Raw genomic sequence first — 23,137 nt, 5'->3', positions numbered from 1 at the left:
GCTTGTCATCATGAACTTGTCAGAATCGCGCTAAGGGGCTGTCAGTCTGTCGCAGGCCCCCTGCTGGAGTTGTGCATGTTTTCTGTGTTCGTTCCCTCCGAGGGCACCCTCAAGAAGGCCGTGGTCGAAGATCTGGCGGCCGTGCCGGAACATGCTGTGTGGGTCGACCTGGTCAACCCGACCGGGGCCGAGGACAAGGCGGTGGAGCGGCTCCTGGGCATCGCAATCCCGACCCGGGAGGACATGCAGGAGATCGAGATCTCTAGCCGCCTCTATATTGAGAACAGCGCGCGCTACATGACCGCGACGCTGATGTGCCACTCCGATACCGACATGCCGCGGACCACGGCGGTGACCTTCATTCTCGGCGACCATCGCCTGGTGACGGTGCGCTACGATCAGCCAAAACCTTTCGCGCTGGTCGAAGCCAAGCTCGCCCGCTCCTGCACGCCTGCCATCTCCGGCGAGATGGTGCTGATGGAGCTGCTGGACGCCGTGATCGACCGCTGCGCCGACATTCTCGAGCGCTGCGGCGCCGAGATCGACCAGGTCTCGCACGACATCTTCGAGCCCGAGAGCGAACGCCACGGCCACGCCAAGCAATATTCCCAGATCCTGATCTCGATCGGCCGCAAGGGCGACTTGACCTCCAAGGTTCGCGAGAGCCTGGTCTCGATCGGCCGCGTCGTGACGTTCCTGTCCGCGGTGGTGGAGGGCGTGAAATGGTCGAAGGACATGCGCGAGCAGCTCAAGACCATGCAGCGCGACGTCGCCTCGCTGACCGATCACGCCTCCTATCTCTCCAGCAAGATCACCTTCGTGCTCGACGCCATGCTCGGCGTCGTCAATCTCGAGCAGAACAACATCATCAAGCTGTTCTCGGTCATGGCTGTTGTCCTGATGCCGCCGACGTTGATCGCCTCGATCTACGGCATGAATTTCAAGGCGATGCCGGAACTCGAATGGGCGCACGGCTATCCGTTTGCGCTGGTGCTGATGCTGATCGCGGCGATCGTCCCGTACTGGATCTTCAAGTGGAAGAAGTGGCTGTAATAGCTACCGAGACCTTACGGCGGTCGCAGAGACACGGCGGTTCATGTCGCAGAATAGAGCGGGATTGCGGCCGCGCTGTGATACGTGCCTGCCGCCCCAATTCCTCCGGTAAAATTTGAGCAGTGGGCTGAACGTTTGCGCGAAACTTGTCTGCGATAAGCAGCATGTTAGCCGCGAGGAACAGCCATGGTTGAAAAACACATAACGTCGCCCCGCAACGTCATCGATCTGGCGAATTATCGTCAGGTCCTGGCGAGCGGCAAGGCGTCGTCGATGTCGGCACGCATGTGCCGGCACTGTGGTGCTCCGCTGCTCGACGGTGAGAACGACGACGATTGCTCGACTGCGTTCAGCACGGCCGCTCCGCGGCTGCGCGATCGGTCGCGTCGGATTCGAGTCGATTGAGGAACGGAAGGGTAAAGGCGATCCAGGTCCTGCGGCGGCGTTGTCTGGATCGCCTTGCTTCCCGCCCTTCGAGCGGGAAAATCATCTAGCGCTTCACGATCTGGGCCGTCGAGACGACGGTCTCGGCGATGGCGCCGTCGCGACTGTAGGGAGCGAGATGCTGCCCGACGTCGCGCAGCATCGCGTCGGCATTTTCGCCAAGCGCTTCCGGCGATGACGACGAGTAGGTGAGCGTGCGTTCCGCCAGGTCGTGCAGGCCGACCAGATGGCTGGTCTCGATTGAGACGAGGCCAGCGGGCTGAAACGAGCTGCCGCGAAAGAATGATGGGAGGTCGCGGTGAGTCCGCGTGCCACGACCGGCCTCCTCCCACAGCTTGGCCGGTGACCATCGGCGGCGCGCTTCATTGTAGCCGTCAAGCCACGGGTTGCGGCCGTCGGTGGCCGAGAATGAGGCGCAGATGGCAATTGCGCCGTCGTGCGCCACCAGCCGGTCGAGCAGTGCAAGCGTCAGGTCACGATCCATCCAATGCAGGGCGCGCCCGATCGTCACGACATCGAAGCTGCCGATGTCGGGAGCAAGCGTTTCGGCCTTGCCTTCGATCAGCGTGATATCCCGCCCTGCGCCCGCTGCGGCGCGTCGCGCCGCCTCGATCATCTCGGGCTCGGGATCGACGCCGACGACGCGGCCGACATAGGGGCCGAAGCCGAGCGCCAACAGTCCGGGTCCGGTGCCGAGGTCTATCAGGCTGCTCTGTTTGGCGAGACCAAGCTTGTGCGCGACGCCGCGAAAGAATTCGCTCGGGTAGGGCGGCCGCAAATGCTCGTAGAGTAACGCAGTGCTCGCGAACCGGCCCATGCTTCGCCTGCCTGGCCCTACACGTGCTGGCCGCCGTTGATGTGGATCTCGGCGCCGTTGACGTAAGAGCTGGTGTCCGTGCACAGCACGTAGATGATCTTGGCGACCTCGTCGGGCGTGCCGAGACGGTGCATCGGTATCTGCTGGTCGACGATCTTCTCGGTGCCCGGCGACAGGATCGAGGTGTCGATCTCGCCCGGCGCGATCGCGTTGACGCGGACGCCGATGCGGCCGAAATCGGAGGCCATCTCCCGCGTCAGGGATGCAAGCGCAGCTTTCGATGTGGCGTAGGCGGCGCCCGCGAAGGGATGCACGCGCGAGCCTGCGATCGAGGTGACGTTCACGACCGAGCCCTTGGCCGCCTTCAATTCCTCGATCAATCCTCGCGCAATCATGATCGGTGCGAAGAAGTTGACATGGAACACGTGCGTCCAGGTGTCGAGATCGGTGTCGACCGATCCGAGCCGCGAGCCGCCCGCGCCTTTCGGGGAAATGGCGGCGTTGTTGACGAGGGCATGCAGCATGCCGCCTTCGAGCCGGTTGCGGATGTCGGAGATCGCGCGCGCGGTGTCCTGGGGGTTGCCGAGGTCGACCTGGATGTGATCCTCGGGGCCTGCGTCCCAAGGGCAGTCCTCGGGGAAGGGATGCCGCGAGCAGGTGATGACGCGCCAGCCCGCCGACGAGAAGCGGATCACGGTGGCGTGGCCGATGCCGCGGCTCGCTCCGGTCAGGAGCAGCGTGCGGCGCGGCGCATTGGACGAATGCGGCATGGACATCTTTCAGGTCGACCCAAGGCTAAAGATTGAGGCTCAAGGATACATCCGCGTCTTGGACCATGGCTGGCCGGCCGCGTCACGGCGAAATTCGATGCGGTCGTGCAGGCGGAATGGGCGGTCGTGCCAGAACTCGATACGCGACGGCGTGATGCGCCAGCCGCTCCAGCCCGACGGGCGTGGCACCTCGCCGATGACGTATCTGGCCGCAACTTTTGCGATGGCCTGTTCGAAGGCGAAGCGGCTTTCCAGCTCTTGCGACTGCTTGCTCGCCCAGGCGCCGATCTGCGCCTGCTTGGGCCGGGTGGCGAAGTAAGCGTCGGCCTCTGCGTCGGTCACCGGCGTCACCTTGCCGCGGATGCGGACCTGACGGCGCAGCGACTTCCAGTGAAAAAGTAACGCCGCCTTAGGATTTGCGGCGAGTTCGCGGCCCTTCTGGCTTGCGATGTGGCTGTAGAAGACGAAACCCTCGGTATCGAAGCCCTTCATCAGCACCATGCGAACGTCAGGCAGCCCGTCGGGATCGACGGTGGCGAGCGCCATGGCGTTCGGATCGTTCGGCTCGCTCTTGATCGCCTCGTTCAGCCAGGTCTCGAACAGCGCAAATGGCTCGTCGGCGGCGGTGAAATCACCGGATGTTAAGGGTGTCTGGTGTTTCATCGAGGTCGTGTCGGTCATGTCCGGAGTCCGAGTTGCGTCCCGCGGCCCAAAACGCGTTGTTGTCCGCTACCGCCCTATATAGGGCATGGGGACGCATTGGCCTATCGGCGATCCGGCCGTCCGGCTTTGTCATGGCAATGATTCTGATCGGGCTCGGCTCCGGCGGCTGCAGCTTTTCCCGCAACGACACCCGCGCCTACGCCAGGGCCGACGACAGTGACCTGACCGGCTCGATCGCGCGGCCGGCGAAGGACGCCCCGCCGACGGATACCGATCTTGCCTTCGCCCGAAACGCCGCCTCCGACGTGCTGAGCAAGGGCGACAAGGATTCCAGCCAGCACTGGGAGAATCCGGAGACCGGCGCACGCGGCTCGGTGACGCCGATCGCGCAGTCCTATGCCGCCGAGGACGGCCGCAAGTGCCGGGACTTCCTGGCGAGCTACGTCAATGGCAGCACCGAAAGCTGGCTCCAGGGCGCCGGCTGCCAAAGCAGCCGTGGCCGTTGGGAGATTCATACGCTAAAGCCGTGGCGGAGCTAGGAATCGGCTCCGCGGGCTAGTTGCAAAAATGCCACTCGCCTCCCACATGACGTGCAGATGGGGCGGGGAGCCCTTTGAACAATTCGATTTCTCTTGAAGGAGACGTGACGGATGCGCGACCCCTATGAGGTCTTGGGGGTGCCGCGGAGCGCCAACGCTGCCGCGATCAAGAGCGCCTATCGCAAGCTTGCCAAGAAGCACCATCCCGACAGCAACAAGGATGACCCGAAGGCCGCCGAACGCTTCTCCGAGATCAATTCGGCGAACGAGATCATCGGCGACGAGGACAAGCGCAAGCAGTTCGACCGCGGCGAGATCGACGCCGACGGCAAGCCGCGCTTCCAGGGTTTTCCGGGCGGCGGCGGGCCGCGCGGCCGCGCGGGTCCCGGCGGGTTCGAGAGCTACACGTTCCGCAGTGGCGGCGCGGGCCCTGGTCAGGGCGGCGGCGCGTTCGAGGACATCCTCAACAGCATGTTCGGCGGCGGGGCGCGTGGTGCGCGGCCCGGAGCCGGCGGCGCGGGCCAGTTCGAATTCGACACCGGCGGGATCGGGCTCGATCTCGACGTCAATGTCGCCATGTCCGTCTCGCTGGAAGAGTCGGTCAAGGGTGGCGACAAGCGCGTCCGGCTGCCGAACGGCAAGGAGCTCAACGTCAAGGTTCCGGCCGGCGTCACCGAGGGCCAGCAGATCCGGTTGCGGGGGCAGGGCGAGACCGCTCAGGGCCATCCGCCGGGCGATCTCCTGATCACGATCAGCATCGCGCCGCATCCGTTCTTCAAGATCGATGGTGCCGACCTCAGGATCGACCTGCCGGTCACGCTCTACGAGGCCGTGCTCGGCGGCAAGGTCCGGGTGCCGACCCTCGGCAATGCCGTAGAACTGTCGGTCCCGAAAAACACCTCCAGCGGCCGGACCTTCCGCCTCAAGGGCAAGGGATTGCCAAAGGCTGGCGGAACCGGGGATCTCTTCGTCACCATCAGGATTATGCTACCGGACGGGAACGACGCCGAGCTTGAAGCATTGATGGAGAAGTGGCGGGACCAACACCCCTACAATCCACGTAGCGGGCTTGGTTAGGATCGAACTGAAGGGGTTTCTCCTGAAGGCCTAGGCATCGTCCAGGAGATGATGCCCATCATACGCCTGAGGCGTGGTAGCGCTTCATATGTTCGACGTGTCGGCTGTCCGGCGGGGCAGTCGATAAAAAGGTGCGGCCTCGAGAGGGGGACCAGCGCGGTACCAACAACCCCAATCGAGGCCGCCCGCGTCGATCGGCGGATCGAACGCTGCTCATTTTCTCGTGAGCATCCGGTGCGATAATGAGACGCACCCATGTCTTGATTCCAAATTTTCAATGTCGGAATCGAGGCACCGCCTTGAAGCGGTTGCTCAGGTCCCGTTTTTCTCGGCCTGGTCGTAGACCGCCTGCGCTACCTTGGTCAGGCGATCGCGGTCGCCGCCGCCGCTGACGACGTAGCCGACGCCGCGCTCGGCCCAGAACAGCGCCCCGTCCTTGTCCGTTTTGGCGTAGCGCATCTGAGTCGCGCCGGTCTCGGTCTTGGCGGAGTAGATCGTGTACCGCTCGCCCGAGGCGCCCTCATACATCAGGAACGACGCCGGGCCGTTCGGCCCCGGTAAGAGCCGGCCGCCGACGAGCTTCAGCCCGCTCGCCTCCAGGTTCGGCGCGAACACGGTCCAGCCGCAGCGCCTGGTCAGCCAGGCCTGGAGATGGTCGCGCTCGTTGCCGCCGACCTCGACGGGGTGACGAACCTCGACGACATAGAGGCGGTGGGCGTCGAGCGCGTCCGCCGTAAAGTTCTGGAAGGTCGACGGGGCGCTGGCGGCCCCATGCGCCACCCAGCCGGCGGTGCCGCCGGCCACGAAGGCGACCAGCACAGCAGCCGCAGCGCCATAGAGCCATTGTCGGGGGCGGCGCTCCAGCCGCTCGAGCTCCAGCCGGGCCGGCACCGGCTCGTGGGCAACGGTGTCGTAGCGGGCGTGCAGCATCTCGGCCATGGCGCGCCAGGACTGCACGCGCCCGGCATCGTCAGGGTGTGTGGCAAGCCAGGCCTCGACGTCGGCGCGGCGCTCGGCGGGCAACTCGCCGTCGACATAGGCGTGCAACTCGTCTTCGGTAATGGGAATATTGCGGTCGTTCATATCTATCGTCTCTGGCTCTGCGGCCCAAAATGTTCTTCGCAGTTCAACTGCGCTGCTTCCCGCTCCATGCAGGGGAAGCGACCCGCGCGATGCATCAACCCTGTCATCATTTCACCCGCTTGAGCGCCGGGCGCTCACCTTCCAGCGAGGCTTTAACGTGGGCTCTAGCCCGGGCCAGGCGCGACATCACGGTGCCGATCGGCACGCTCTGGATATCGGCGACCTCGCGGTAGCTCATGCCCTCCAGCATCACCAGCAGAAGCACCGAGCGCTGCTCCTCGACCAGCGTCGCCAGCGCCTTCTCGATGTCGCGCCCTTCGGCTTCGGTCCCGCTGGCATCCGGGTTGTTCTCCGTCAGCTGCGTGAACTGCGGCCGCCTTGCCAGCGAGCGCCGCCGGTTCTTGTTGAGGTTGGTCAGGATCGTGTAGAGCCAGCTCCTGACGTCGCCTCCTAGGAACAGGCGCTCCGAACGCAGCGCCCGCACCAACGTATCCTGCACCAGATCGTCGGCCGCATCCGCGTCGCGCGTGAGCGCGCGGGCGTAGCGGCGCAGCGCCGGGATCATGGCTTCCACACTCTGGCGAAACGCACTCATGCCGTCTTTGATGTCCTGCCGTCCGGCGCAAGCGCCACAATCATCATAACACCCGAATGGAACGGCTATTCCGGCGCTCGAAACAGCGTTAACGCCCCGTATTAGGACTGTACCGCGAAGGAGGGCTGGTGTACCTCCAGACCTCAACGAGAGTTCGACGGGACGTTAGCAAATGGCGCAGAATTCAGGTCTGATGCAGGGTAAGCGCGGGGTGATCCTCGGCCTTGCGAACAACCGCTCGATCGCCTGGGGCATCGCCAAGGCATGCCACGCCGCCGGCGCCGAGCTCGCCTTCACCTATCAGGGCGATGCGCTGAAGAAGCGCGTCGAGCCGCTCGCTGCCGAGATCGGCGGGCTCGTGCTCGGCCATTGCGACGTCACGGATGCCGCGACCATCGACGCCGCGTTCGCAGTGCTGAAGGAGAAGTGGGGCAAGATCGACTTCCTGGTGCATGCGATCGCTTATGGCGAACAGCTCGACGGCCGCTACGTCGACACCACCCAGGAGAACTTTTCCAAGTCGTTGCTGATCTCCTGCTATTCGTTCACGGCGGTGGCGCAGCGCGCCGAGAAGCTGATGACCGACGGCGGTTCGCTCATCACGCTCAGCTATTACGGCGCCGAGAAGTGGATGCCGCATTACAACGTGATGGGCGTGGCGAAGGCTGCGCTCGAAGCCAGCGTGCGGTATCTCGCGGCTGATCTCGGCGAGAAGAACATCCGCGTCAATGCGATCTCGGCAGGTCCCATCAAGACGCTCGCGGCGTCCGGCATCGGCGACTTCCGCTATATCCTGAAGTGGAACGAGAACAATGCACCGATGCGGCGCAACGTGTCGACCGAAGACGTCGGCGGCAGCGCGCTGTATTTCCTCTCCGACCTGTCGCGCGGCGTCACCGGCGAGGTGCATCACGTCGATTCCGGCTATCACGTGCTGGGCATGAAACGCCCGGACGCGCCGGACATTTCGTTCGGTGGCAAGGACTAAGCCTTCAAATCTGGAATGCCCGTGCCCACGATCTATTATCTACGCCACGGTGAGACCGAGTGGAATGCGCTCGGGAGGCTTCAGGGCACCAAGGACGTTCCGCTGAACGCGCGTGGACGCGGTCAGGCCGTGCAGGCCGGCGGTGTGTTGGCGGATCTCTTCAAGCGCGACGGCAAGGACAAGGCGGCGTTACCCTACATGTCGAGCCCGCTCGGGCGCGCACGCCAGACCATGGAACTCGCGCGCGGCAGGCTCGAACTGCCGCTGGCCGACTACGCGCTCGACGATCGCCTGCGCGAGATCGGCTACGGCAGCTGGGAAGGGCTGACGCTGGCCGAGAGCGAGGCGGCCGATCCGGACGTCTACGCCCGGCGCCTCGCCGACAAATGGACGGTCGGCCCCGCGGACGGGGAGACCTACGCCGATGTGCAGGTCCGCGTGCGGGCCTGGTACGACGAGCTCCGGACCGATACCGTTGCGGTTGCCCATGGCGGGACTTGCCGGGCCCTGATGGTTTCGCTCGGCCTGGAGACGCCCGCCAGCGCCGCCGAGCTCTATATCGAGCAGGGCGCCGTCTACGTCTTCCGCGACGGGCGGCTTGAGAAGTTTAGTTAGGCCGGTTCGCCGTCATCCACGATGGCTATGGGTTTGACCCCCGGCCCCCCGCGCGTTACCACACGCCGGAACCGACCCAGTGAGCAGCGATGTCCTTCAACACCTTCGGTCACATGTTCCGCGTCACCACCTTCGGCGAAAGCCACGGGGTGGCGATCGGCTGCGTGGTCGACGGCTGTCCGCCCATGATCCCGCTCACCGAGGCCGACATCCAGCAGGATCTCGACCGCCGCCGGCCCGGCCAGTCGCGCTTCACAACTCAGCGCCAGGAGCCGGACCAGGTGAAGATCCTGTCCGGCGTGATGGCACATCCGGAGACCGGCGTGCAGGTGACGACGGGCACCCCGATCGGGCTCCTGATCGAGAACACCGACCAGCGCTCGAAGGACTATTCCGAGATCAAGGACAAGTTTCGGCCCGGCCATGCCGACTTCACCTATGAGGCCAAATACGGCCTGCGCGACTATCGTGGCGGCGGGCGCTCCTCGGCGCGCGAGACCGCGATGCGCGTTGCCGCCGGTGCGATCGCGCGAAAAGTGCTCCCCGACGTCAAGGTCCGCGGCGCGCTGGTGCAGATCGGCCCGCACAAGATCGACCGCGACAAATGGGACTGGGACGAGATTGCGAAAAATCCGTTCTTCTGTCCCGACAAAGACAAGGCCGCGTTCTTCGAGACCTATCTCGACGGCATCCGCAAGAGCGGCTCCTCGATCGGCGCTGTCATCGAGGTCGTCGCCGAGGGCGTGCCGGCTGGTCTCGGCGCGCCGATCTACGCCAAGCTCGATTCCGATCTCGCGGGCGCGATGATGACCATCAACGCGGTGAAGGGCGTCGAGATCGGCGCCGGCTTCGGCGCAGCCGAGCTCACCGGCGAAGAGAACGCCGACGAGATGCGCACCGGCAATGACGGCACGCGCTTCCTCTCCAACCATGCAGGCGGTGTTCTTGGCGGCATCTCCACCGGACAGCCGGTGGTGGTGCGCTTCGCGGTGAAGCCGACCTCTTCGATCCTCCAGCCGCGTCTCACCGTCGATCGCAAGGGCGCCGACACCGAGATCTTCACGAAAGGCCGCCACGACCCCTGCGTCGGCATCCGCGCCGTCCCCGTCGGCGAGGCCATGATGGCCTGCGTGCTCGCCGATCATTTCATTCGGGATCGCGGGCAGGTTGGACGCTAGCGCACGGTCCTATCGTCGCGGTACCAGCCCACCGCGCAGCTTGACGTCTCCACAACTTCGTCCGCAAATGCGGACATGCAAAACTCCGAGATCCAGCGCATCACCAACTGGCTGATCGACGGTGCGAGGTCGTCCGGGACCCCTTCCGAGATGATCGCCGAGGTCTGCGAACATCTGGTCGCCGCCGGCTTGCCGCTGTCGCGGTTCGGCATCTTCATCCGCACGCTGCATCCGGAAATCTTCGGCCGCAACTTCATTTGGCGGCAGGGCCAGAAGGTCGAGATCGGCACTGTCGATTTCGATATCCTAGACACGCCCGAGTTCGCCCGGAGCCCGCTCCGGATCGTGTTCGAGGAGGGGCTCGAGGTCCGGGGACGAATGGACGATCCAGACAGCAAGCGGTTTCCGTTCCTCGACGACATGCGCGCCGAAGGCGTGACCGACTATCTCGCGATGCCGATGCACTATCTGGACGGCTCGATCCACGCGACGAGCTGGGTCACGCGGCATCCCGGCGGCTTCAGCGACGACGACATCGCGGCAATCCGCTCCATCGTGACGCCGCTCGCGCGCGTCAGCGAGATCATCAGCCTGCGCCGCACCGCCGAGATGCTGCTCGACACCTATGTCGGCAACCGTGCCGGCGCGCGCATCCTCGGCGGCCAGATCCGCCGCGGCCACAATGACACCATGCAGGCCGCGATCTGGCTCTCGGATCTGCGCGGCTTTACCGCATTGTCGGACCGGCTGCCGGCCGAGACCGTTGTCGAGATCCTCAACCAGTATTTCGACTGCCAGGTCGCCGCGATCCGCGGACATGGCGGCGAGGTGCTGAAATTCATGGGCGACGGCCTGCTCGCGGTCTTCCCGATCGACGAATATGTCGGCGACGCCGCCCATGTCTGCACGCGCGTCCTGGAGGCCGCGCGCGAATCCCGCGCCAGCGTCGAGGCGCTCGCTTTTCCGGTCGGCGAGGTCGTCGAGCGCTTCCGCTTCGGCGTCGCGCTTCACGTCGGCAACATTCTCTATGGCAATATCGGTGGCGGCAATCGGCTCGACTTCACCTGCATCGGCCCCGCCGTCAATCTCGCGGCAAGGCTTGAGAAGATCACGGGCCGCCTCGGCCGCACCGTCGTGGTGTCGGAAGTCTTTGCCAACGCCTGCCGCCATGACTGGCGCGAGCTCGGCGAATTTCCGATCGCCGGATTTTCCAAGGCGCAGCGCGTGTATGGGCTCGCGGAGGAGACGCCGGTGGTGATGGCGTGATGCGCAATGAGCCGAAGACGTTCACGGTCGCACGGTGAAGGCCTATTCCTCGGGCTCCGTCGTGAACAGCAGCGGATAGCCCTTGGCGCGGCCGGCGTCGGTGGCGCGGGTGGCCTTGGTTTCGGCGACGTCCCTGGTGAACACGGCGACCACGCAGGCGCCCAGCTTGTGCGCGGTGATCATGACCTTGTAGGCCTGATCCTCCGTCATGCGGAACTCGGCCTTGAGGATCATCGTGACGAATTCGCGCGGCGTGAAGTCGTCGTTGATCAGGATGACCTTGTGCAGCTTGGGCCGCTCGACCTTGGTCTTCGTCCTGGTTTTCGGCTTGGTAACGGTGTCGTTCATTCCGCCTCCTGGACATGGCGGGTTCGGGTCCCAGCCGGAGCGATCAGCTCGCGGCCTTCGCACCATATTGCAGGACCTGCACCTTCTCCAAGGTGATCAGGCCACTCGACATCATGCCATCCAGGATGGGCAGGAATGCGTTGATGTTGTCCTCGCTGTCGACGATCTCGATCAGCAGCGGCAGGTCTTCCGACAGCCGCAGGATCTTCGAGGTGTGCAGCCGGCTCGACTTGCCGAACCCCATCGGCCCGCGCAGCACGGTGGCGCCCGCGAGATGCCGTTCGCGCGCCGTCATCACGATCGCTTCGTAAAGCGGCTTGCCGTCGAAATGGTCGCTCTCGCCGATGAAGATCCGGAGCGAAACAGCCTGATTGGGGATTTGCATGGTCAGCTCCTCGTCAAGCGGTTGTAGCGGCTTGCCATCATATGGCCGAGCCATACGGACACCAGCCAGCAGATGACGGATGCCGCGATATAGGCGAGCGCCGTGTACTTCATGCCGCCGTGGAACAGGCGGAAGGTCTCCAGGCTGAAGGCCGAGAAGGTGGTGTAGCCGCCGCAAAACCCGGTCATGACGAATTGCCGGTGCTCGGGCCGCGCCAGCACGCGGCCGTCGGGGCCGGTTAGCGTCGCGTAGAAGCCGATGATCAGCGATCCCGTGGCATTGATGAACAGCGTCGCGACGGGGAAGCCCGGGCCGGTGTCGAGCACGAGGGAGACGAAATAGCGCGCGAGGCCGCCAAGGACGCTGCCGAAGGAAACCCAGGCATAGAGCATCGCGCTGCGCCAGCGGTCGGTGGAGGAGGGAACGGTCATCCGCTTCTAGCCTCCAAGGCCGTCAGCGAGGAGAAAGCCGCAACTGACGGCGGCGAGGCACAGCCCGACCGAGAGCGCGACATTGCCGAGCGCATGCAGTGGCTCGCCGTTGCGCGCCAAGGTCAGCGTTTGCAGGCTGAACGAGGACACCGTGGTGTAGCAGCCGAGGAACCCGGTCACCGCGAACAGCCATGGATTGGGCGCGGCGAAGACCGAGCCGGGATGGGTTGCCAGCGCGCCGAAAATGCCGATCAGGAAGGCGCCGGTGATGTTGATGGTCATGGTGCCCCAGGGAAAGGTCTCGCCCAGCCGACGCGCGATCGCGCCCGAGACGAAATAGCGCGCGCAGCCGCCGAGAACGCTGCCGGCCACGATCGCGATCACTCCGCTCAACACGACGAACGCCCTTCCATCATCATTTGTCCTCCGCTGCCAGACCATTGCCGACGGCGAGCAGCCCTGCAAGCGCGACCAGCGCGAAGCCGAGCCCGGCCAGGAACGTGCCCGCCGGACCGTAGGCATCCCACAGCGCGCCGGCGATCACGCTTGCGGCCAGCAAGGCAAGTCCGGTGAGCAGGTTGAAATAGCCGAATGCGGTGCCGCGCAGGCTCGGCGGCGCGGCGTCGGCGACGAGGGCCGACAGCAGGCCTTGCGTAAACCCCATATGCAGCCCCCACAGCACGACCCCGAGCGCGAGGCCCGCCAGATTCGGCAGCAGCGCGAGCGCGAGATCGGCGCCGGCGAGGAAGACGAGGCCCAGCGCGAGCAGGCCGGTCCGGTTGATCCGGTCCGACAGCACGCCGGCCGGATAGGCCGACAGGGCATAGACCACGTTCATCAGCACGAGCACCGCCGGCACCCACATCGCGTTGAGCCCGATGTTCTGCGCGCGCAGGATCAGGAAGGCTTCGCTGAAGCGTGCCAGCGTGAAGACGATTCCGATCGCGACCACACGCCAGTACACCGATCCAAGCTGCCGCATCGCGGCGCTGTTCAGCGGATTCCTCGCGGGCTCCCGGCTCGGGTCCGGCTCCGGCTCGTTCACCGCGAACGCGATCAGGCCGAACGACAGGAACGCCGGCAGCACCGCCACCCAGAACACGGCGGCAAAATTGTCCGCGGTCCACCACATCAGGCCGATCGCCACGAGCGGTCCGACGAACGCGCCGATGGTGTCGAGCGACTGCCGCAGGCCGAAGCTCGCGCCGCGCAGACCGACAGGGGCGATATCGGCGATCAGCGCATCGCGCGGTGCGCCGCGAATGCCCTTGCCGACGCGGTCGGTGAAGCGCGCGGCAACCACCCATCCGATGCTGGGGGCAAGCGGGAATAGCGGTTTTGTCAGCGCGGCCAGCCCGTAGCCGAGCGCTGCGAGGAGCTTGCGCCGGCCGAGCCAGTCGGACAGCGCGCCGGAGAAGATCTTCGTGATCGAGGCGGTCGCCTCCGCAATGCCCTCGATGAAGCCGACCGTGAGCGTGGAGGCCCCGAGCACGGTGACGAGATAGACCGGCAGCAGCGCGTGGATCATCTCAGAGGAGACGTCCATCAGCATCGAGACGAAGCCGAGCACCCAGATCCCCCTGGGCAGCTTGGTGCGCGCAGCATTCGGTGTCGTCGTCGTCACGCCTTCGCCTTCATGCCCCGGCCTTCCCGGCCTTCATTTCCAGGCAACAAAAAACCCGCCAGCGGCGGGTCTGTCCATGCTCCCGCCGAAGGCAGAGGCTCCAAGATTGCCCCACCTCAAGCAGGAGTCATCAGCCCACTACGGCAACAGGCCGGCGGGCGGTTGTCGGGGGACAACATCCCCATCTCTACGTCCAGCCTAGCATGGAAATCGCACCGGACAAGTGGGCGGGGAAGCTCTGTCCCGCGAGTCGTCATCCGGGCTCGATGCTGCCGGACGCGCCGGAATGACGGTGCGGGATTGGGCATGTTCCGGCGGCGAGCGCGCGGCAACACGGCGGCAACTTTGCGCAAAGCGCGCAAATTCCCAACGCGCAGATTCCTAACTCTCAGATTCCTAACTCGAATGTGAAGCGCAAGCGATCTTCGGACTTTGCGGCAAGGCGATTGCATGTCACCATCGCGTCATACGACGGGAGACTGCGATGCGCATGCTGTTCTCGATCGGGGCTGTGCTGGTGGCCGGCGTGCTTGCCGGAGGGGACGTCGCGGGCATCGCGGCACCAGGGCCCAAATTTGAACCGACCAGGAATCCGCCACAACGGCTAGCGGCCGACCGGGACGCGCAGACGGTCGATGTCGAGCTGATCCTCGCGGTCGACGTCTCCTACTCCATGGACATGGACGAACTCGCGATCCAGCGCGAAGGCTATGCGCAGGCGATCCAGTCGAAGGAATTCCTCCAGGCGCTGAAGCTCGGACCGAATGGCCGGATTGCGGTGACTTATTTCGAATGGGCCGCTTCCAGCGACCAGAAGATCATCATCCCGTGGCGGCTGGTCGACGGACCGGAGACGGCGGACGCGGTCGCCGCCGAGATCATGAAGACGCCGATCCGGCGCGCCTCTCGCACCTCGATCTCCGGCGCGATCACGTTCGCGATGCCGTTGTTCGACGAGGATCCCTATCGCGGCTTGCGCCGCGTGATCGACATTTCCGGTGACGGCCCCAACAACAATGGCGGCCCGGTCACGGCGGCACGCGACGCCGCCCTCGAGAAGGGCATCGTCATCAACGGCCTGCCGATCATGGTCAAGGAGCCGTCCTATTCGACCATGGATATCGACAATCTCGACTACTACTACGAGGACTGCGTCATCGGCGGTCCAGGCTCCTTCGTCATCTCGATCAAGGATCGCGACAAGTTCAAGGAAGCGATCCGCACAAAACTCCTGATGGAAGTCGCGGGCCGCATGCCGGAGCGTCCCGTCACGCGGGTTGCCGACAAGGAGCCGCGGGTCAATTGCATGATCGGCGAGAAGATCTGGTCGGACCGCTGGGGGCGCTGATCCGCGCTACCCCGAATGAGACCAATTGCCCATCTCGCCTGACGGTTGAATTTAACCACTCTTTAACCAGCGCCGGGGCCTAATCGAATTGTTTCTGTTTGCTTCCCGGTAGTTACTTCGCGCTGCTGTCCGGCGTGCGAGCAAGAGCGGTCCGTCAGACAAATCCGCCGAGCAATCCCATGGCCGTCATCTCGTCGAGCACCAACCAGATCTCGCCCGCCAACGAGCGGATGTATCACCAGAGCGCTCTGGTTGGTGACTGGAAGGGCAATTGGGCAGGCAACAACCAGGAAGTCGGCTTCAAGGTCGTGAACATCCGCGGGGCCCGGGCCCAGATCGAGTACACCCATAACGGGCGCACCGAGCGCGGTTTCGGCGAGGTCAATGGTGCAACCATCACCTACGGCACCGTCACCGTCGGCACCAAGGATGGCAAGAATCTCGCGCTCGTGTTCTCCGCCGGCGGCGGCGAGGCGACCGCCACTCTCCAGAAGCAGGCGCCCCCAGGTTCCGACAGCAACCTCATGGGAAGCTGGGGAGGCTATTCTGCCGACAACGGCAAGAGCGCGAGCTTTCGCGTGCTGGCCATTGACGGCAAAGAGGCGACTGTCAGCGTCACCACCGACGGTATCACCCGCCAGGGCACCGGCTACGTCTACAAGAACGTCATCATGTTCGGGCAGTCGCAGATCTCCACCGACGACGGCCAGAACGGCAAGGTCATCTATCAGGTCGGCACCAAATCCTTCATGGTGCCCGTGACCAAATATCCACCGGCGGATTCGTCCTCCTCGGTAGACGTGACGGCCTGAACTTCAGCCCTCCCTGGGCGGGCTGCTGCCCCTTACCATTTCGGCGCCCGTTTCTCGACGAATGCCCTCAACCCCTCCTGCGCCTCGTCCGACGTCGCGACGTTGCAGAAATCGTCCACTGCACTTGCGATGCTGCGCCGATAGTCGAGATCGATCTGCCGCATGAATGCGGCGCGGCCCATCCGCAGCACGGCGGCCGACTTGCTGGCGAACTGCGTCGCAAGCTTCAGCACCTCAGCGTCGAGCTCGGCATCGCCGACGACGCGGTTCACCACGCCGAGCTCGCGCGCCTCCGCGGCGCTGAAGACGCGGCCGGTGAACAGCAGCTCGAAAGCGCGGTGACGTCCCACGATGCGCGGCAGATGCGCATAGTGAATCGCGGGGATGACGCCGACGTCGATCTCGGGATAGCCGAACGTCGCGCTCTCGGCCGCCAGCACCACGTCGCAGGACACCGCCATGGTCATGCCGCCGCCCCGCGCTGCGCCGCCGACTGAGGCAATCGACGGTTTTCCGAGGCCGTACTGGGCGTCGTAGAGGTCGATATAGAGTGCCTGGAGGAATTCGCGGATCTGCGCTCCGGATTTGCCAAGCAGGATGTCGAGGTCGAGGCCCGCCGAAAAGCGTTTTGGAATTGCGCTCGCCAGCACCACAACGCGCGCATCCGTATCGTTCGCTGCGCGACGCAGGGCCGCGACCACCGCACGGATGACCTCGAGGCTCAGCGCATTGACGGGCGGGCGGCGCAGCGTGATGCGGGCGATGTCGCCGACGCATTCGTAGGCGACGGGGTCGTCAGGTGTCACCGGGTTCTCCCTGCTTTAGGGGTGTGCGGCGTCGACCGCGGTGGTGACGCGGCTATTTCGCGGCGAGCGGCGGCAACGGCGGCACGCTGTCGTTCGGCGCCTCCGCCTGCATTGTGATCAAGGTCATCGAGACCAGGTCGTAATAGCCGATCAGGCCAATAATATCCATGATGCCGCGCTCGCCGAATTTCTGCTGTGCCGCGCGGTAGACGTCGTCCGACACCTTCTTGTCGCGGTACAGCGCCATCGCGAGATCATAGAGCGCAGCTTCGTCATCCTTCATCGCCTGCGGCCGCACGCCGTTTGCGACGTCCTTGGCGACTTGCGGATCGAGCCCGGCTTTCATCGCGAGCGGATAATGCGCGAACCATTCGTACTGCGCTGTCCATTGCCGCGCGGTGATCAGGATGGCGAATTCGCTGAGGCGCGCCGGCAGCGACGAATTCCAGCGCAGATAATCCGACATCGCCGAGAGCTTTGGTGCAAGCTCCGGATTGCGGACATAGGCGCGATAGGGCGGGTTGGTGAATTTGGCGTTGCGCGGGGGCACCGCGATCGCGTCCGCCCATTCCTTCTGTGGCGGTGTGAGCTCGTCCGGCTTCAGCGGTACGAAGCGGGTCGGCTCGGCGGCGCGGCCGTCTCCCGCGATCGTCACAGCGAACAGCGCGGCCAGCGCCAGGCCATGATATTTCATCGTCATCCTCCCATTCCGGCGGACTCGCGCCGCCTTGTTCGGGTGACAGCTTACGGTGCGGAGGGCGCCGTGCAAGACCTCCGGAATGCATGCTAGACTGCGTGCAGCAGATTGCTTGCGCGAAGGAGAGGGACCAATGACCGACGAACACCCGATGATGGCCGGCTCAGCCACCGTCTTCGTCGTGTCCGACATCACAGCCAGCCTCGCCTATTACCGCGATGTGCTCGGCTTCGACGTCACCTTCGAATACGGTCAGCCTCCATCCTACGCCTGCCTCTGCCGTGACGAGGTCGGCCTGCATCTGCTTGCGGCGGCGGTAACCAAGCGGTTGCCCGGGCACGGCGGCATCTGCATCTTCGTCAGTGACGTCGATCAGATCTATGCCGAACTGTCGGGACGCGGCGCCAGGCTGCTCAACCGGCCGGAGGACCGCGACTATGGTATGCGCGATTTCGACGTCGTCGATGCCGACGGCAATCAGCTCACGTTCGGTATGGGAACGGACGACGCGGCCTGACATCGCCGGCCGCGCGCGTCCGCCGTTGGATCAGATCCGGGCCTCCAGGATCAGGTTGAAGGGTGTTTCGGCGGCGCGGCGGAAGCGCGACAGGCCGCCTTCGCTGGCGACCTTGCGAAGCCTTGCCTCGCCGGCTTGAGCGCCCAGCGCGAGGCCCACCTCCTGATCGAGCGAGGCCGGCGTGCAGATCATGGTGGATGCCGCATAGTAGACGCGCCCGACCGGGTTGAGATTGTCTTCGAGGCGGTCGTTCGCGAACGGCTCGACCAGCATGCAGGTGCCGTCCTTCGCCATGGTCTCGCGCACGTGGCTGATGGCGCCAACGGGATCGCCCATGTCGTGCAGGCAATCGAAGAAGCAGACGAGATCGTAGCCCTCGGCCGGATAGGTTTTCGCCGAGTGAACCGCGAAACTGACGCGATCACCGAGCTTCGCCTCGGTTGCCGCCTTCCGTGCAGCCTCGATCGAGCCCTCGTGATAGTCGAAGCCGTAGAAGCGGGAGTTCGGGAAGGCCTCCGCCATCAGCCGGGTCGAGACGCCATGTCCGCAACCGACATCGGCGACCTTGGCGCCGCGCTTCAGCTTGTCCACGACGCCGTCGAGCGCGGGCAGCCACTCCTGCACCAGATGATGCATGTAGCCGGTGCGGAAGAAGCGGGCCGTACCGCAGAACAGGCACTCGCTGCGACGATTCCAGCCGACGCCCTTGCCGGACTTGAATGCGTCCGTAATTTTCGGCTCGTCGAGGAACGCCGCGGCAATGACGTTGCCGACCGCGCCGAGGAAGACCGGGCTGTCGTCATCGGCAAGCGCCAGCGCCTGCTCCGGCAGCATCGAGAACTTGCCGGAAGGGGAGTCGTATTCGACGTAACCAGAAGCCGCCTGGCTCGCCAACCACTCGCGGACGTAGCGTTCGTTCGTTCCGGTGGCGCTTGCGAGTTCGGCAGAGTTCATGGGTCCCTTGGCGGCGAGGGCGCGGTAGAGGCCGAGCTTGTCGCCCAGCAGGACCAGCGATGCGTTCATCGCGGCCCCGACCTCGGTGATCATTTTGCCCATAAAGGCATTCAACCTGTCGGAATTGACCTCCATGACAGCCTCCATGCTGAGGTGCCCCCAATGTGGGTCAAGCCGGCACGGGGGAGGTTCAACGCGTCAGGAAGAGGTGATCGGGGAACCGGATGGCGTGATCGCCGGTATCGGTCGGCTGGCATTCGCGGCGTCCTGAGGGTATGATTTGTGACCTTTTTGACGGTTTCCGAATGCCCATCCTTGCACGTTCTTGCGGTCTTGCACCTCTTCTTGTCGTGCTCTGCCTCGGCGGAGCACCGGCTCATGCGCAAGTCGCGCCCTTGCAATATTGGATCCCTGGCGGACCTTTCGGCTTCGCCGGCGATGCAAGCCGGACCTCCGACGCTTACGGCAATTTCCCGAGCTTCAATGCCGGCGATGCAGCGCGCACCAATTTTACCAACGGCTTCTTCATCGGCAATCAGCGCGGCAATCTGAATTGGAGCGGCCTCGGCCAGACCGGTCTTGCCGGCAATTTCAGCGCGCTGTCCTATGACAGCACGCAGTTCGGCTACAACACCAAGACCGCGGGCGGCATGCCCGTCACGTTCTTTGCCGGCTTCAACGCGCAGAAATACGGCGACGGCATCGGCAGCTCGCTTGCGCCGCTCACCTCCGGCGCCTCGCCCGGTTACGGCGCGTTCGCCGGTGTCGAGTTCAAGCCGACCTCCAACCTCAGCCTGTCGTTCGGCGCCGGTTTCACCCAGCAGCAATCGGGACGCATGGACAGCGATATCAATTCGTCAATGCTGCCCGGCGAGTCGCCGGCGTTGGGCGGCTTGCGGCGTTGAGCGTTCACGCGTCGCTTTCACCGCCCACTTGACCGCGGCGGCGTCGGCCTACGACAAGCCCGCCACCAGCGGGCGTTGCAGGTGCTTCGCCATCAGCTCCGCCGCTTCGGCGTAACGCCGCGTTTCCAGAACCTCGAGCAGGCGCAAATGCTCGCGCACGTGCCGCCGCATGCCGTCGCGGTCGGCGAAGCTGCGATAGGCGAACAGGCGCCTGATCGAATTCACGCGCCTGAGCGATTCAAGAAAGAAGGGATTGCCGGCGCCGCGGATGATCTCCTCATGGAATTCGCAACCGGAATGAAAGACCTCGCCGATCGTCATCTTCTCGAGCTCGCCTTCGAACACGCGCAGCTGGCGCTCGCGCAACCGTGCAATCACCTCCTGCGGCAGCGCAAAGCCGGGCTGCGCGATCGCCGCGGGCTCGATCACCGCGCGAAACGCCATGGCCTTGGCCTGAGCCTCGGGGCTCGAGACCGTCTCCGCGAAGCGCCAGCCATAACCCGGCAGGCGTGCAATCCAGCCCTCGGCGGCGATCCGGTCAAGCAGCCGCTGCAGCTCGGCCCGGCTGAGGCCATAGCGGCGCATCAGCTCCGCCTCGGTGACGTCAGCCGGCAGGCGGCTTGCGAGCACGTCGCCTGCGATGGACGTATAAACCTGTTCGCTGCGCCTGACGGCTGCGAGCGCCGGCTGGGCTGCGCCGCTGGTCGGATGCTTGGCGAGCACGAACCCGCGATGCGGCTCGCCGCGCGCGAGCCCTGCGGCTTCCAGAGCCTTGAGGCCGAGCCGGATCGGCGCGCGTGAAAGATCGAGCGCATCAGCAAGCCTTTGTTCGATCAACCGATCGCCAGCCTTCATGCCTTCGCGCCGGGCGAACGCCATGATCAGGCCGGCGAGGTGCTCAGCGCGCTCGGAACCGCCTCTGCTTGAGGCGGGCTGTCGGGAACTGTCGGAAGCCTTCATTGCAGTGCACGCGGATTTTGAGCTTGACAGACTGTTCCACGGATTGTTCTTTAATGCAACAATATACAATCAAGCCAGGGAGAGCTCGATGGCGCAGGCGCCGGATGTCCTGATTTGCGAGGTCGGCCCCCGCGACGGGCTGCAAAACCTGGACTTGTTCGTTCCCACCGAAGCCAAATGCGCGCTGGTCGATATGATCGCCGCCGCCGGCGTGCGCGAGATCGACGCGGGATCCTTCGTGCCGCCGAAGGTCGTGCCGCAATTTGCCGACGTCGATGCGGTGATGGCGCACGCACTTGCGCACAAGACCGCGACCATCGGTGCACTTGTGCCGAACGTGAAGGGCGCCGAGCGCGCCATCGCCGCCGGTGTCGACGCCATATATTTCGTCATCTCCGCCAGCGAGACGCATAACCGCGCCAATGTGCGCCGCTCGATTGAAGAGCAGCTCGACGGGTTTCGCGCAGTCCGCGCCGCGATCGACGCCAGTCCGGCGGACCGGCGGCCGCACCTGATGGGCGCGATCGCCACCTCCTTCGGCTGCTCGCTGGAAGGCGAGGTGAGCGAAGCGGCCGTGTGCCGGGTCGCGCGCGCCTTTGCCGAGGCCGGTGCCGACGAGATCGGGCTCGCCGACACCGTCGGCTATGCCACCCCGAAACTGGTCAGGCAGATCGTCGAAGCCGTCAGGCGCGAAGTCGGATCGCAGATGACGCTGCGGCTGCATCTGCACGACACACTCGGTGCTGGCCTCGCCAATGCCGTCGCCGGCCTCGATGCCGGGGTCCGGCGTTTCGACGCCGCGGTATCAGGACTTGGTGGCTGCCCCTTTGCTCCTGGCGCCCGCGGCAACATCGTCACCGAGGATCTCGTGTTCATGCTGGAACGCATGGGATTTTCCACCGGCATCGACCTCGATCGCCTGATGCAAACGCGCGAGATTCTGGCGCGCCATATCCCGGCAAAACATCTGACCGGGCACCTGCACGAGGCCGGCATTCCCAAGGTGCTGCGGAGGGCGGCATGACGGCGGCCGCGCCCGAGACGGCAGCGGAGCTGCGTCCGCTGGCCGGCCTTCGCGTCATCGAGTTCAGCCAGATGGTGATGGGGCCGAGCTGTGGCTTGATCCTTGCCGATCTCGGCGCCGACGTGATCAAGGTTGAGCCGCCCAAGGGCGACCGCACCCGCTATTTCAAGGGGCCCGCTGCCGGCTTTTTCGCCACCTACAGCCGCAACAAGCGCAGCATCGCGCTGGATACATCGACCGCGGAAGGCCAGAACATCGCGCGGCGGCTGATCGAGGACAGCGACGTCCTGATCGAGAATTTCCGGCCCGGCCTGCTGAAGCGGGTCGGTCTCGACTACGAGACGGTTGCCGCATTTGCGCCACGCCTGATCTACTGCTCGCTCAAAGGCTATCTGCCGGGCCCATACGAGAACCGCCTCGCGCTCGACGAGGTCGTGCAGATGATGGGCGGCCTTGCCTACATGACCGGTCTGCCGGACCGGCCGATGCGCGCCGGCGCCTCGGTCAACGACATCATGGGCGGCATGTTCGGCGTGATTGCGATCCAGGCCGCGCTGGCCGAGCGGCAGCGCACCGGCCGCGGCCGCTACATCCAGAGCGCGCTCTACGAGAACAACGTGTTTCTGATGGCGCAGGCCATGATGTGCGAGGTGGTCAGCGGCCAGCCCTCGATCCCCTATTCGATCAAGGACAGCCCCTGGCCGGTCTACGATCTCTTCGATACCAGGGACGGCTCGAAGCTGTTCGTCACCATCGTCGGCGACGAGCAGTGGGTGGCGTTCTGCCGCGCCTTCGATCGCGAATCCTGGCTTGCCGATCCGCGTTTTGCGACGAGCAACGACCGCGTCGACCATCGCGGCTGGCTGATCCCGGAGATCGCGAAGATCTTCAAGCAATGGGACAAGGCCGATCTCGCGGCACGCCTCGAGCAGCTCGATCTGCCCTACGCGCCGGTGAACAAGCCCGGCGATCTCTTCGACGACCTGCATCTGAACAAGTCGGGCGGGCTGACCGACATTCACCTGCCCGATGGCGGTGAGGCAAGAACGCCGCTGTTGCCGATCTCCATGGACGGCCGGCGCCTGCCCAACCGCTACGATCCGCCGCAGATCGGCGAGCAGACGCGCGAGATCCTGGGTGAGATCGGCGTTTCGTCGAGCGAGATCGAGGCACTGCAAAAGGCAGGAACGATCCGGATCGCGCCTGGGCCGTCCTGACGAACGGATCGATCAAGCAAG

General features: G+C 64.9%; 28 protein-coding genes and 1 riboswitch. Of the genes, 14 read left to right on the top strand and 14 right to left on the bottom strand.

The annotated features are described in order from the left end of the window. Positions 1-75 precede the first annotated feature (75 nt). Together corA and JQ627_RS26650 are read left to right on the top strand one after the other, a co-directional pair. A complete protein-coding gene (gene corA / locus JQ627_RS26655) occupies positions 76-1,053 on the top strand; it encodes a magnesium/cobalt transporter CorA (RefSeq protein ID WP_212487046.1) in 978 nt (325 codons plus the stop codon). Between the two features lie 186 nt (positions 1,054-1,239). Further along, positions 1,240-1,458, top strand: coding sequence for a hypothetical protein (locus tag JQ627_RS26650; protein WP_028148212.1), 219 nt, complete (start codon positions 1,240-1,242; stop codon positions 1,456-1,458). A gap of 85 nt (positions 1,459-1,543) precedes the next feature. Here JQ627_RS26650 and JQ627_RS26645 read toward each other — a convergent pair whose 3' ends face one another. From JQ627_RS26645 to pdxH, 3 genes are read right to left on the bottom strand one after another with little or no spacing between them, the layout of a single operon-like run. After that, complete coding sequence (locus JQ627_RS26645) at positions 1,544-2,314, bottom strand: class I SAM-dependent methyltransferase (protein ID WP_212487045.1); 771 nt, start codon at positions 2,312-2,314, stop codon at positions 1,544-1,546. 17 nt (positions 2,315-2,331) lie between these two features. Further along, the gene (locus tag JQ627_RS26640; RefSeq protein WP_212487044.1) at positions 2,332-3,084 is read right to left on the bottom strand and encodes an SDR family NAD(P)-dependent oxidoreductase; all 753 of its coding nucleotides are present in this window, start codon (positions 3,082-3,084) and stop codon (positions 2,332-2,334) included. Between the two features lie 39 nt (positions 3,085-3,123). Beyond that, positions 3,124-3,765: a pyridoxamine 5'-phosphate oxidase gene (gene pdxH, locus JQ627_RS26635; protein ID WP_212487043.1), complete on the bottom strand. Its 642-nt coding sequence runs from the start codon at positions 3,763-3,765 to the stop codon at positions 3,124-3,126. 113 nt (positions 3,766-3,878) lie between these two features. Here pdxH and JQ627_RS26630 point away from each other — a divergent pair, with 113 nt between their 5' ends. Continuing rightward, positions 3,879-4,286 (top strand): RT0821/Lpp0805 family surface protein, encoded by a 408-nt coding sequence (locus tag JQ627_RS26630; RefSeq protein ID WP_212487042.1) that lies wholly within the window; start codon positions 3,879-3,881, stop codon positions 4,284-4,286. Positions 4,287-4,397: 111 nt separating this feature from the next. Beyond that, positions 4,398-5,363 (top strand): DnaJ C-terminal domain-containing protein, encoded by a 966-nt coding sequence (locus JQ627_RS26625; RefSeq protein ID WP_212487041.1) that lies wholly within the window; start codon positions 4,398-4,400, stop codon positions 5,361-5,363. Positions 5,364-5,675: 312 nt separating this feature from the next. On the opposite strand, the gene JQ627_RS26620 is transcribed toward JQ627_RS26625, so the two are convergent. Both JQ627_RS26620 and JQ627_RS26615 read right to left on the bottom strand, forming a co-directional pair. After that, on the bottom strand, positions 5,676-6,446 hold the full coding sequence (locus JQ627_RS26620) for an anti-sigma factor (protein ID WP_212487040.1): 771 nt from the start codon (positions 6,444-6,446) through the stop codon (positions 5,676-5,678). Between the two features lie 106 nt (positions 6,447-6,552). Next, entirely contained in the window at positions 6,553-7,041 is a 489-nt protein-coding gene (locus JQ627_RS26615) for an RNA polymerase sigma factor (protein ID WP_212487039.1), read from the bottom strand. A gap of 172 nt (positions 7,042-7,213) precedes the next feature. Between JQ627_RS26615 and fabI the strand changes: the two genes are divergently transcribed. The 4 genes from fabI to JQ627_RS26595 all read left to right on the top strand — a co-directional run bounded on the left by fabI (position 7,214) and on the right by JQ627_RS26595 (position 11,088). After that, entirely contained in the window at positions 7,214-8,029 is an 816-nt protein-coding gene (gene fabI, locus JQ627_RS26610) for an enoyl-ACP reductase FabI (protein WP_212487038.1), read from the top strand. 15 nt (positions 8,030-8,044) lie between these two features. After that, the gene (locus JQ627_RS26605; protein WP_212487037.1) at positions 8,045-8,644 is read left to right on the top strand and encodes a histidine phosphatase family protein; all 600 of its coding nucleotides are present in this window, start codon (positions 8,045-8,047) and stop codon (positions 8,642-8,644) included. 89 nt (positions 8,645-8,733) lie between these two features. Beyond that, positions 8,734-9,822 (top strand): chorismate synthase, encoded by a 1,089-nt coding sequence (gene aroC / locus JQ627_RS26600; RefSeq protein ID WP_071916063.1) that lies wholly within the window; start codon positions 8,734-8,736, stop codon positions 9,820-9,822. Positions 9,823-9,897: 75 nt separating this feature from the next. Continuing rightward, positions 9,898-11,088 (top strand): adenylate/guanylate cyclase domain-containing protein, encoded by a 1,191-nt coding sequence (locus JQ627_RS26595; protein WP_212487036.1) that lies wholly within the window; start codon positions 9,898-9,900, stop codon positions 11,086-11,088. Between the two features lie 42 nt (positions 11,089-11,130). On the opposite strand, the gene clpS is transcribed toward JQ627_RS26595, so the two are convergent. From clpS to JQ627_RS26570, 5 genes are read right to left on the bottom strand one after another with little or no spacing between them, the layout of a single operon-like run. After that, the gene (gene clpS / locus JQ627_RS26590) at positions 11,131-11,436 is read right to left on the bottom strand and encodes an ATP-dependent Clp protease adapter ClpS (protein ID WP_014497217.1); all 306 of its coding nucleotides are present in this window, start codon (positions 11,434-11,436) and stop codon (positions 11,131-11,133) included. 43 nt (positions 11,437-11,479) lie between these two features. Beyond that, entirely contained in the window at positions 11,480-11,821 is a 342-nt protein-coding gene (locus JQ627_RS26585; protein WP_018322578.1) for a DUF190 domain-containing protein, read from the bottom strand. A 2-nt stretch (positions 11,822-11,823) separates the two neighbouring features. Continuing rightward, positions 11,824-12,252, bottom strand: a complete 429-nt coding sequence (gene crcB / locus JQ627_RS26580) for a fluoride efflux transporter CrcB (RefSeq protein WP_212487035.1) — start codon at positions 12,250-12,252, stop codon at positions 11,824-11,826. Positions 12,253-12,258: 6 nt separating this feature from the next. Beyond that, entirely contained in the window at positions 12,259-12,693 is a 435-nt protein-coding gene (crcB, locus tag JQ627_RS26575; protein ID WP_212487034.1) for a fluoride efflux transporter CrcB, read from the bottom strand. Continuing rightward, positions 12,668-13,876, bottom strand: coding sequence for an MFS transporter (locus tag JQ627_RS26570; RefSeq protein ID WP_212487033.1), 1,209 nt, complete (start codon positions 13,874-13,876; stop codon positions 12,668-12,670). Before JQ627_RS26570 ends, crcB (JQ627_RS26575) begins: the two co-directional genes overlap by 26 nt. A 114-nt stretch (positions 13,877-13,990) precedes the next feature. Next, positions 13,991-14,068, bottom strand: a riboswitch (Fluoride riboswitch). 292 nt (positions 14,069-14,360) lie between these two features. Between JQ627_RS26570 and JQ627_RS26565 the strand changes: the two genes are divergently transcribed. Further along, positions 14,361-15,224 carry a DUF1194 domain-containing protein gene (locus JQ627_RS26565; RefSeq protein ID WP_212487032.1) on the top strand — a complete coding sequence of 288 codons (864 nt, stop codon included), beginning with the start codon at positions 14,361-14,363 and terminating at the stop codon, positions 15,222-15,224. 179 nt (positions 15,225-15,403) lie between these two features. Continuing rightward, on the top strand, positions 15,404-16,036 hold the full coding sequence (locus JQ627_RS26560) for a hypothetical protein (protein ID WP_212487031.1): 633 nt from the start codon (positions 15,404-15,406) through the stop codon (positions 16,034-16,036). Positions 16,037-16,068: 32 nt separating this feature from the next. Here the strand turns inward: JQ627_RS26560 and JQ627_RS26555 are convergent, their stop codons facing one another. Both JQ627_RS26555 and JQ627_RS26550 read right to left on the bottom strand, forming a co-directional pair. Continuing rightward, entirely contained in the window at positions 16,069-16,842 is a 774-nt protein-coding gene (locus JQ627_RS26555; protein WP_212487030.1) for an enoyl-CoA hydratase/isomerase family protein, read from the bottom strand. A 52-nt stretch (positions 16,843-16,894) separates the two neighbouring features. Further along, complete coding sequence (locus JQ627_RS26550; RefSeq protein ID WP_249143385.1) at positions 16,895-17,536, bottom strand: carboxymuconolactone decarboxylase family protein; 642 nt, start codon at positions 17,534-17,536, stop codon at positions 16,895-16,897. Between the two features lie 136 nt (positions 17,537-17,672). Here JQ627_RS26550 and JQ627_RS26545 point away from each other — a divergent pair, with 136 nt between their 5' ends. After that, positions 17,673-18,056 (top strand): VOC family protein, encoded by a 384-nt coding sequence (locus JQ627_RS26545; RefSeq protein ID WP_212487028.1) that lies wholly within the window; start codon positions 17,673-17,675, stop codon positions 18,054-18,056. A 30-nt stretch (positions 18,057-18,086) separates the two neighbouring features. Here the strand turns inward: JQ627_RS26545 and JQ627_RS26540 are convergent, their stop codons facing one another. Then, positions 18,087-19,145 (bottom strand): class I SAM-dependent methyltransferase, encoded by a 1,059-nt coding sequence (locus tag JQ627_RS26540; protein ID WP_212487027.1) that lies wholly within the window; start codon positions 19,143-19,145, stop codon positions 18,087-18,089. Positions 19,146-19,315: 170 nt separating this feature from the next. Here JQ627_RS26540 and JQ627_RS26535 point away from each other — a divergent pair, with 170 nt between their 5' ends. Next, a complete protein-coding gene (locus JQ627_RS26535; RefSeq protein WP_212487026.1) occupies positions 19,316-19,915 on the top strand; it encodes a hypothetical protein in 600 nt (199 codons plus the stop codon). Between the two features lie 48 nt (positions 19,916-19,963). On the opposite strand, the gene JQ627_RS26530 is transcribed toward JQ627_RS26535, so the two are convergent. After that, a complete protein-coding gene (locus JQ627_RS26530; protein ID WP_249143384.1) occupies positions 19,964-20,770 on the bottom strand; it encodes a GntR family transcriptional regulator in 807 nt (268 codons plus the stop codon). A gap of 193 nt (positions 20,771-20,963) precedes the next feature. On the opposite strand from JQ627_RS26530, the gene JQ627_RS26525 reads away from it, so the two are divergent. Together JQ627_RS26525 and JQ627_RS26520 are read left to right on the top strand one after the other, a co-directional pair. After that, entirely contained in the window at positions 20,964-21,899 is a 936-nt protein-coding gene (locus JQ627_RS26525) for a hydroxymethylglutaryl-CoA lyase (RefSeq protein WP_249143383.1), read from the top strand. Then, positions 21,896-23,116, top strand: coding sequence for a CaiB/BaiF CoA-transferase family protein (locus JQ627_RS26520; protein ID WP_212487024.1), 1,221 nt, complete (start codon positions 21,896-21,898; stop codon positions 23,114-23,116). Before JQ627_RS26525 ends, JQ627_RS26520 begins: the two co-directional genes overlap by 4 nt. Positions 23,117-23,137 lie beyond the last annotated feature (21 nt).

The organism is Bradyrhizobium liaoningense, from assembly GCF_018130785.1.
Taxonomy (GTDB): domain Bacteria; phylum Pseudomonadota; class Alphaproteobacteria; order Rhizobiales; family Xanthobacteraceae; genus Bradyrhizobium; species Bradyrhizobium liaoningense_A.
This window is presented reverse-complemented; position numbering and strand designations above follow the sequence as displayed.

What these genes read in the sequence shown, in the direction of transcription:
- crcB (WP_212487035.1), bottom strand. Translation starts at nt 12,252, where the DNA reads ATGACCGTTCCCTCCTCCACCGACCGCTGGCGCAGCGCGATGCTCTAT.
- crcB (WP_212487034.1), bottom strand. Translation starts at nt 12,693, where the DNA reads ATGGTCTGGCAGCGGAGGACAAATGATGATGGAAGGGCGTTCGTCGTG.
- JQ627_RS26620 (WP_212487040.1), bottom strand. Translation starts at nt 6,446, where the DNA reads ATGAACGACCGCAATATTCCCATTACCGAAGACGAGTTGCACGCCTAT.
- JQ627_RS26540 (WP_212487027.1), bottom strand. Translation starts at nt 19,145, where the DNA reads ATGGAGGTCAATTCCGACAGGTTGAATGCCTTTATGGGCAAAATGATC.
- JQ627_RS26565 (WP_212487032.1), top strand. Translation starts at nt 14,361, where the DNA reads ATGCGCATGCTGTTCTCGATCGGGGCTGTGCTGGTGGCCGGCGTGCTT.
- JQ627_RS26560 (WP_212487031.1), top strand. Translation starts at nt 15,404, where the DNA reads ATGGCCGTCATCTCGTCGAGCACCAACCAGATCTCGCCCGCCAACGAG.
- JQ627_RS26630 (WP_212487042.1), top strand. Translation starts at nt 3,879, where the DNA reads ATGGCAATGATTCTGATCGGGCTCGGCTCCGGCGGCTGCAGCTTTTCC.
- clpS (WP_014497217.1), bottom strand. Translation starts at nt 11,436, where the DNA reads ATGAACGACACCGTTACCAAGCCGAAAACCAGGACGAAGACCAAGGTC.
- corA (WP_212487046.1), top strand. Translation starts at nt 76, where the DNA reads ATGTTTTCTGTGTTCGTTCCCTCCGAGGGCACCCTCAAGAAGGCCGTG.
- JQ627_RS26550 (WP_249143385.1), bottom strand. Translation starts at nt 17,536, where the DNA reads ATGAAATATCATGGCCTGGCGCTGGCCGCGCTGTTCGCTGTGACGATC.
- JQ627_RS26645 (WP_212487045.1), bottom strand. Translation starts at nt 2,314, where the DNA reads ATGGGCCGGTTCGCGAGCACTGCGTTACTCTACGAGCATTTGCGGCCG.
- JQ627_RS26625 (WP_212487041.1), top strand. Translation starts at nt 4,398, where the DNA reads ATGCGCGACCCCTATGAGGTCTTGGGGGTGCCGCGGAGCGCCAACGCT.
- JQ627_RS26585 (WP_018322578.1), bottom strand. Translation starts at nt 11,821, where the DNA reads ATGCAAATCCCCAATCAGGCTGTTTCGCTCCGGATCTTCATCGGCGAG.
- JQ627_RS26595 (WP_212487036.1), top strand. Translation starts at nt 9,898, where the DNA reads ATGCAAAACTCCGAGATCCAGCGCATCACCAACTGGCTGATCGACGGT.
- JQ627_RS26650 (WP_028148212.1), top strand. Translation starts at nt 1,240, where the DNA reads ATGGTTGAAAAACACATAACGTCGCCCCGCAACGTCATCGATCTGGCG.
- JQ627_RS26545 (WP_212487028.1), top strand. Translation starts at nt 17,673, where the DNA reads ATGACCGACGAACACCCGATGATGGCCGGCTCAGCCACCGTCTTCGTC.
- pdxH (WP_212487043.1), bottom strand. Translation starts at nt 3,765, where the DNA reads ATGACCGACACGACCTCGATGAAACACCAGACACCCTTAACATCCGGT.
- JQ627_RS26530 (WP_249143384.1), bottom strand. Translation starts at nt 20,770, where the DNA reads ATGAAGGCTGGCGATCGGTTGATCGAACAAAGGCTTGCTGATGCGCTC.
- JQ627_RS26525 (WP_249143383.1), top strand. Translation starts at nt 20,964, where the DNA reads ATGGCGCAGGCGCCGGATGTCCTGATTTGCGAGGTCGGCCCCCGCGAC.
- JQ627_RS26605 (WP_212487037.1), top strand. Translation starts at nt 8,045, where the DNA reads ATGCCCGTGCCCACGATCTATTATCTACGCCACGGTGAGACCGAGTGG.
- JQ627_RS26535 (WP_212487026.1), top strand. Translation starts at nt 19,316, where the DNA reads ATGCCCATCCTTGCACGTTCTTGCGGTCTTGCACCTCTTCTTGTCGTG.
- JQ627_RS26640 (WP_212487044.1), bottom strand. Translation starts at nt 3,084, where the DNA reads ATGCCGCATTCGTCCAATGCGCCGCGCCGCACGCTGCTCCTGACCGGA.
- JQ627_RS26615 (WP_212487039.1), bottom strand. Translation starts at nt 7,041, where the DNA reads ATGAGTGCGTTTCGCCAGAGTGTGGAAGCCATGATCCCGGCGCTGCGC.
- aroC (WP_071916063.1), top strand. Translation starts at nt 8,734, where the DNA reads ATGTCCTTCAACACCTTCGGTCACATGTTCCGCGTCACCACCTTCGGC.
- JQ627_RS26520 (WP_212487024.1), top strand. Translation starts at nt 21,896, where the DNA reads ATGACGGCGGCCGCGCCCGAGACGGCAGCGGAGCTGCGTCCGCTGGCC.
- fabI (WP_212487038.1), top strand. Translation starts at nt 7,214, where the DNA reads ATGGCGCAGAATTCAGGTCTGATGCAGGGTAAGCGCGGGGTGATCCTC.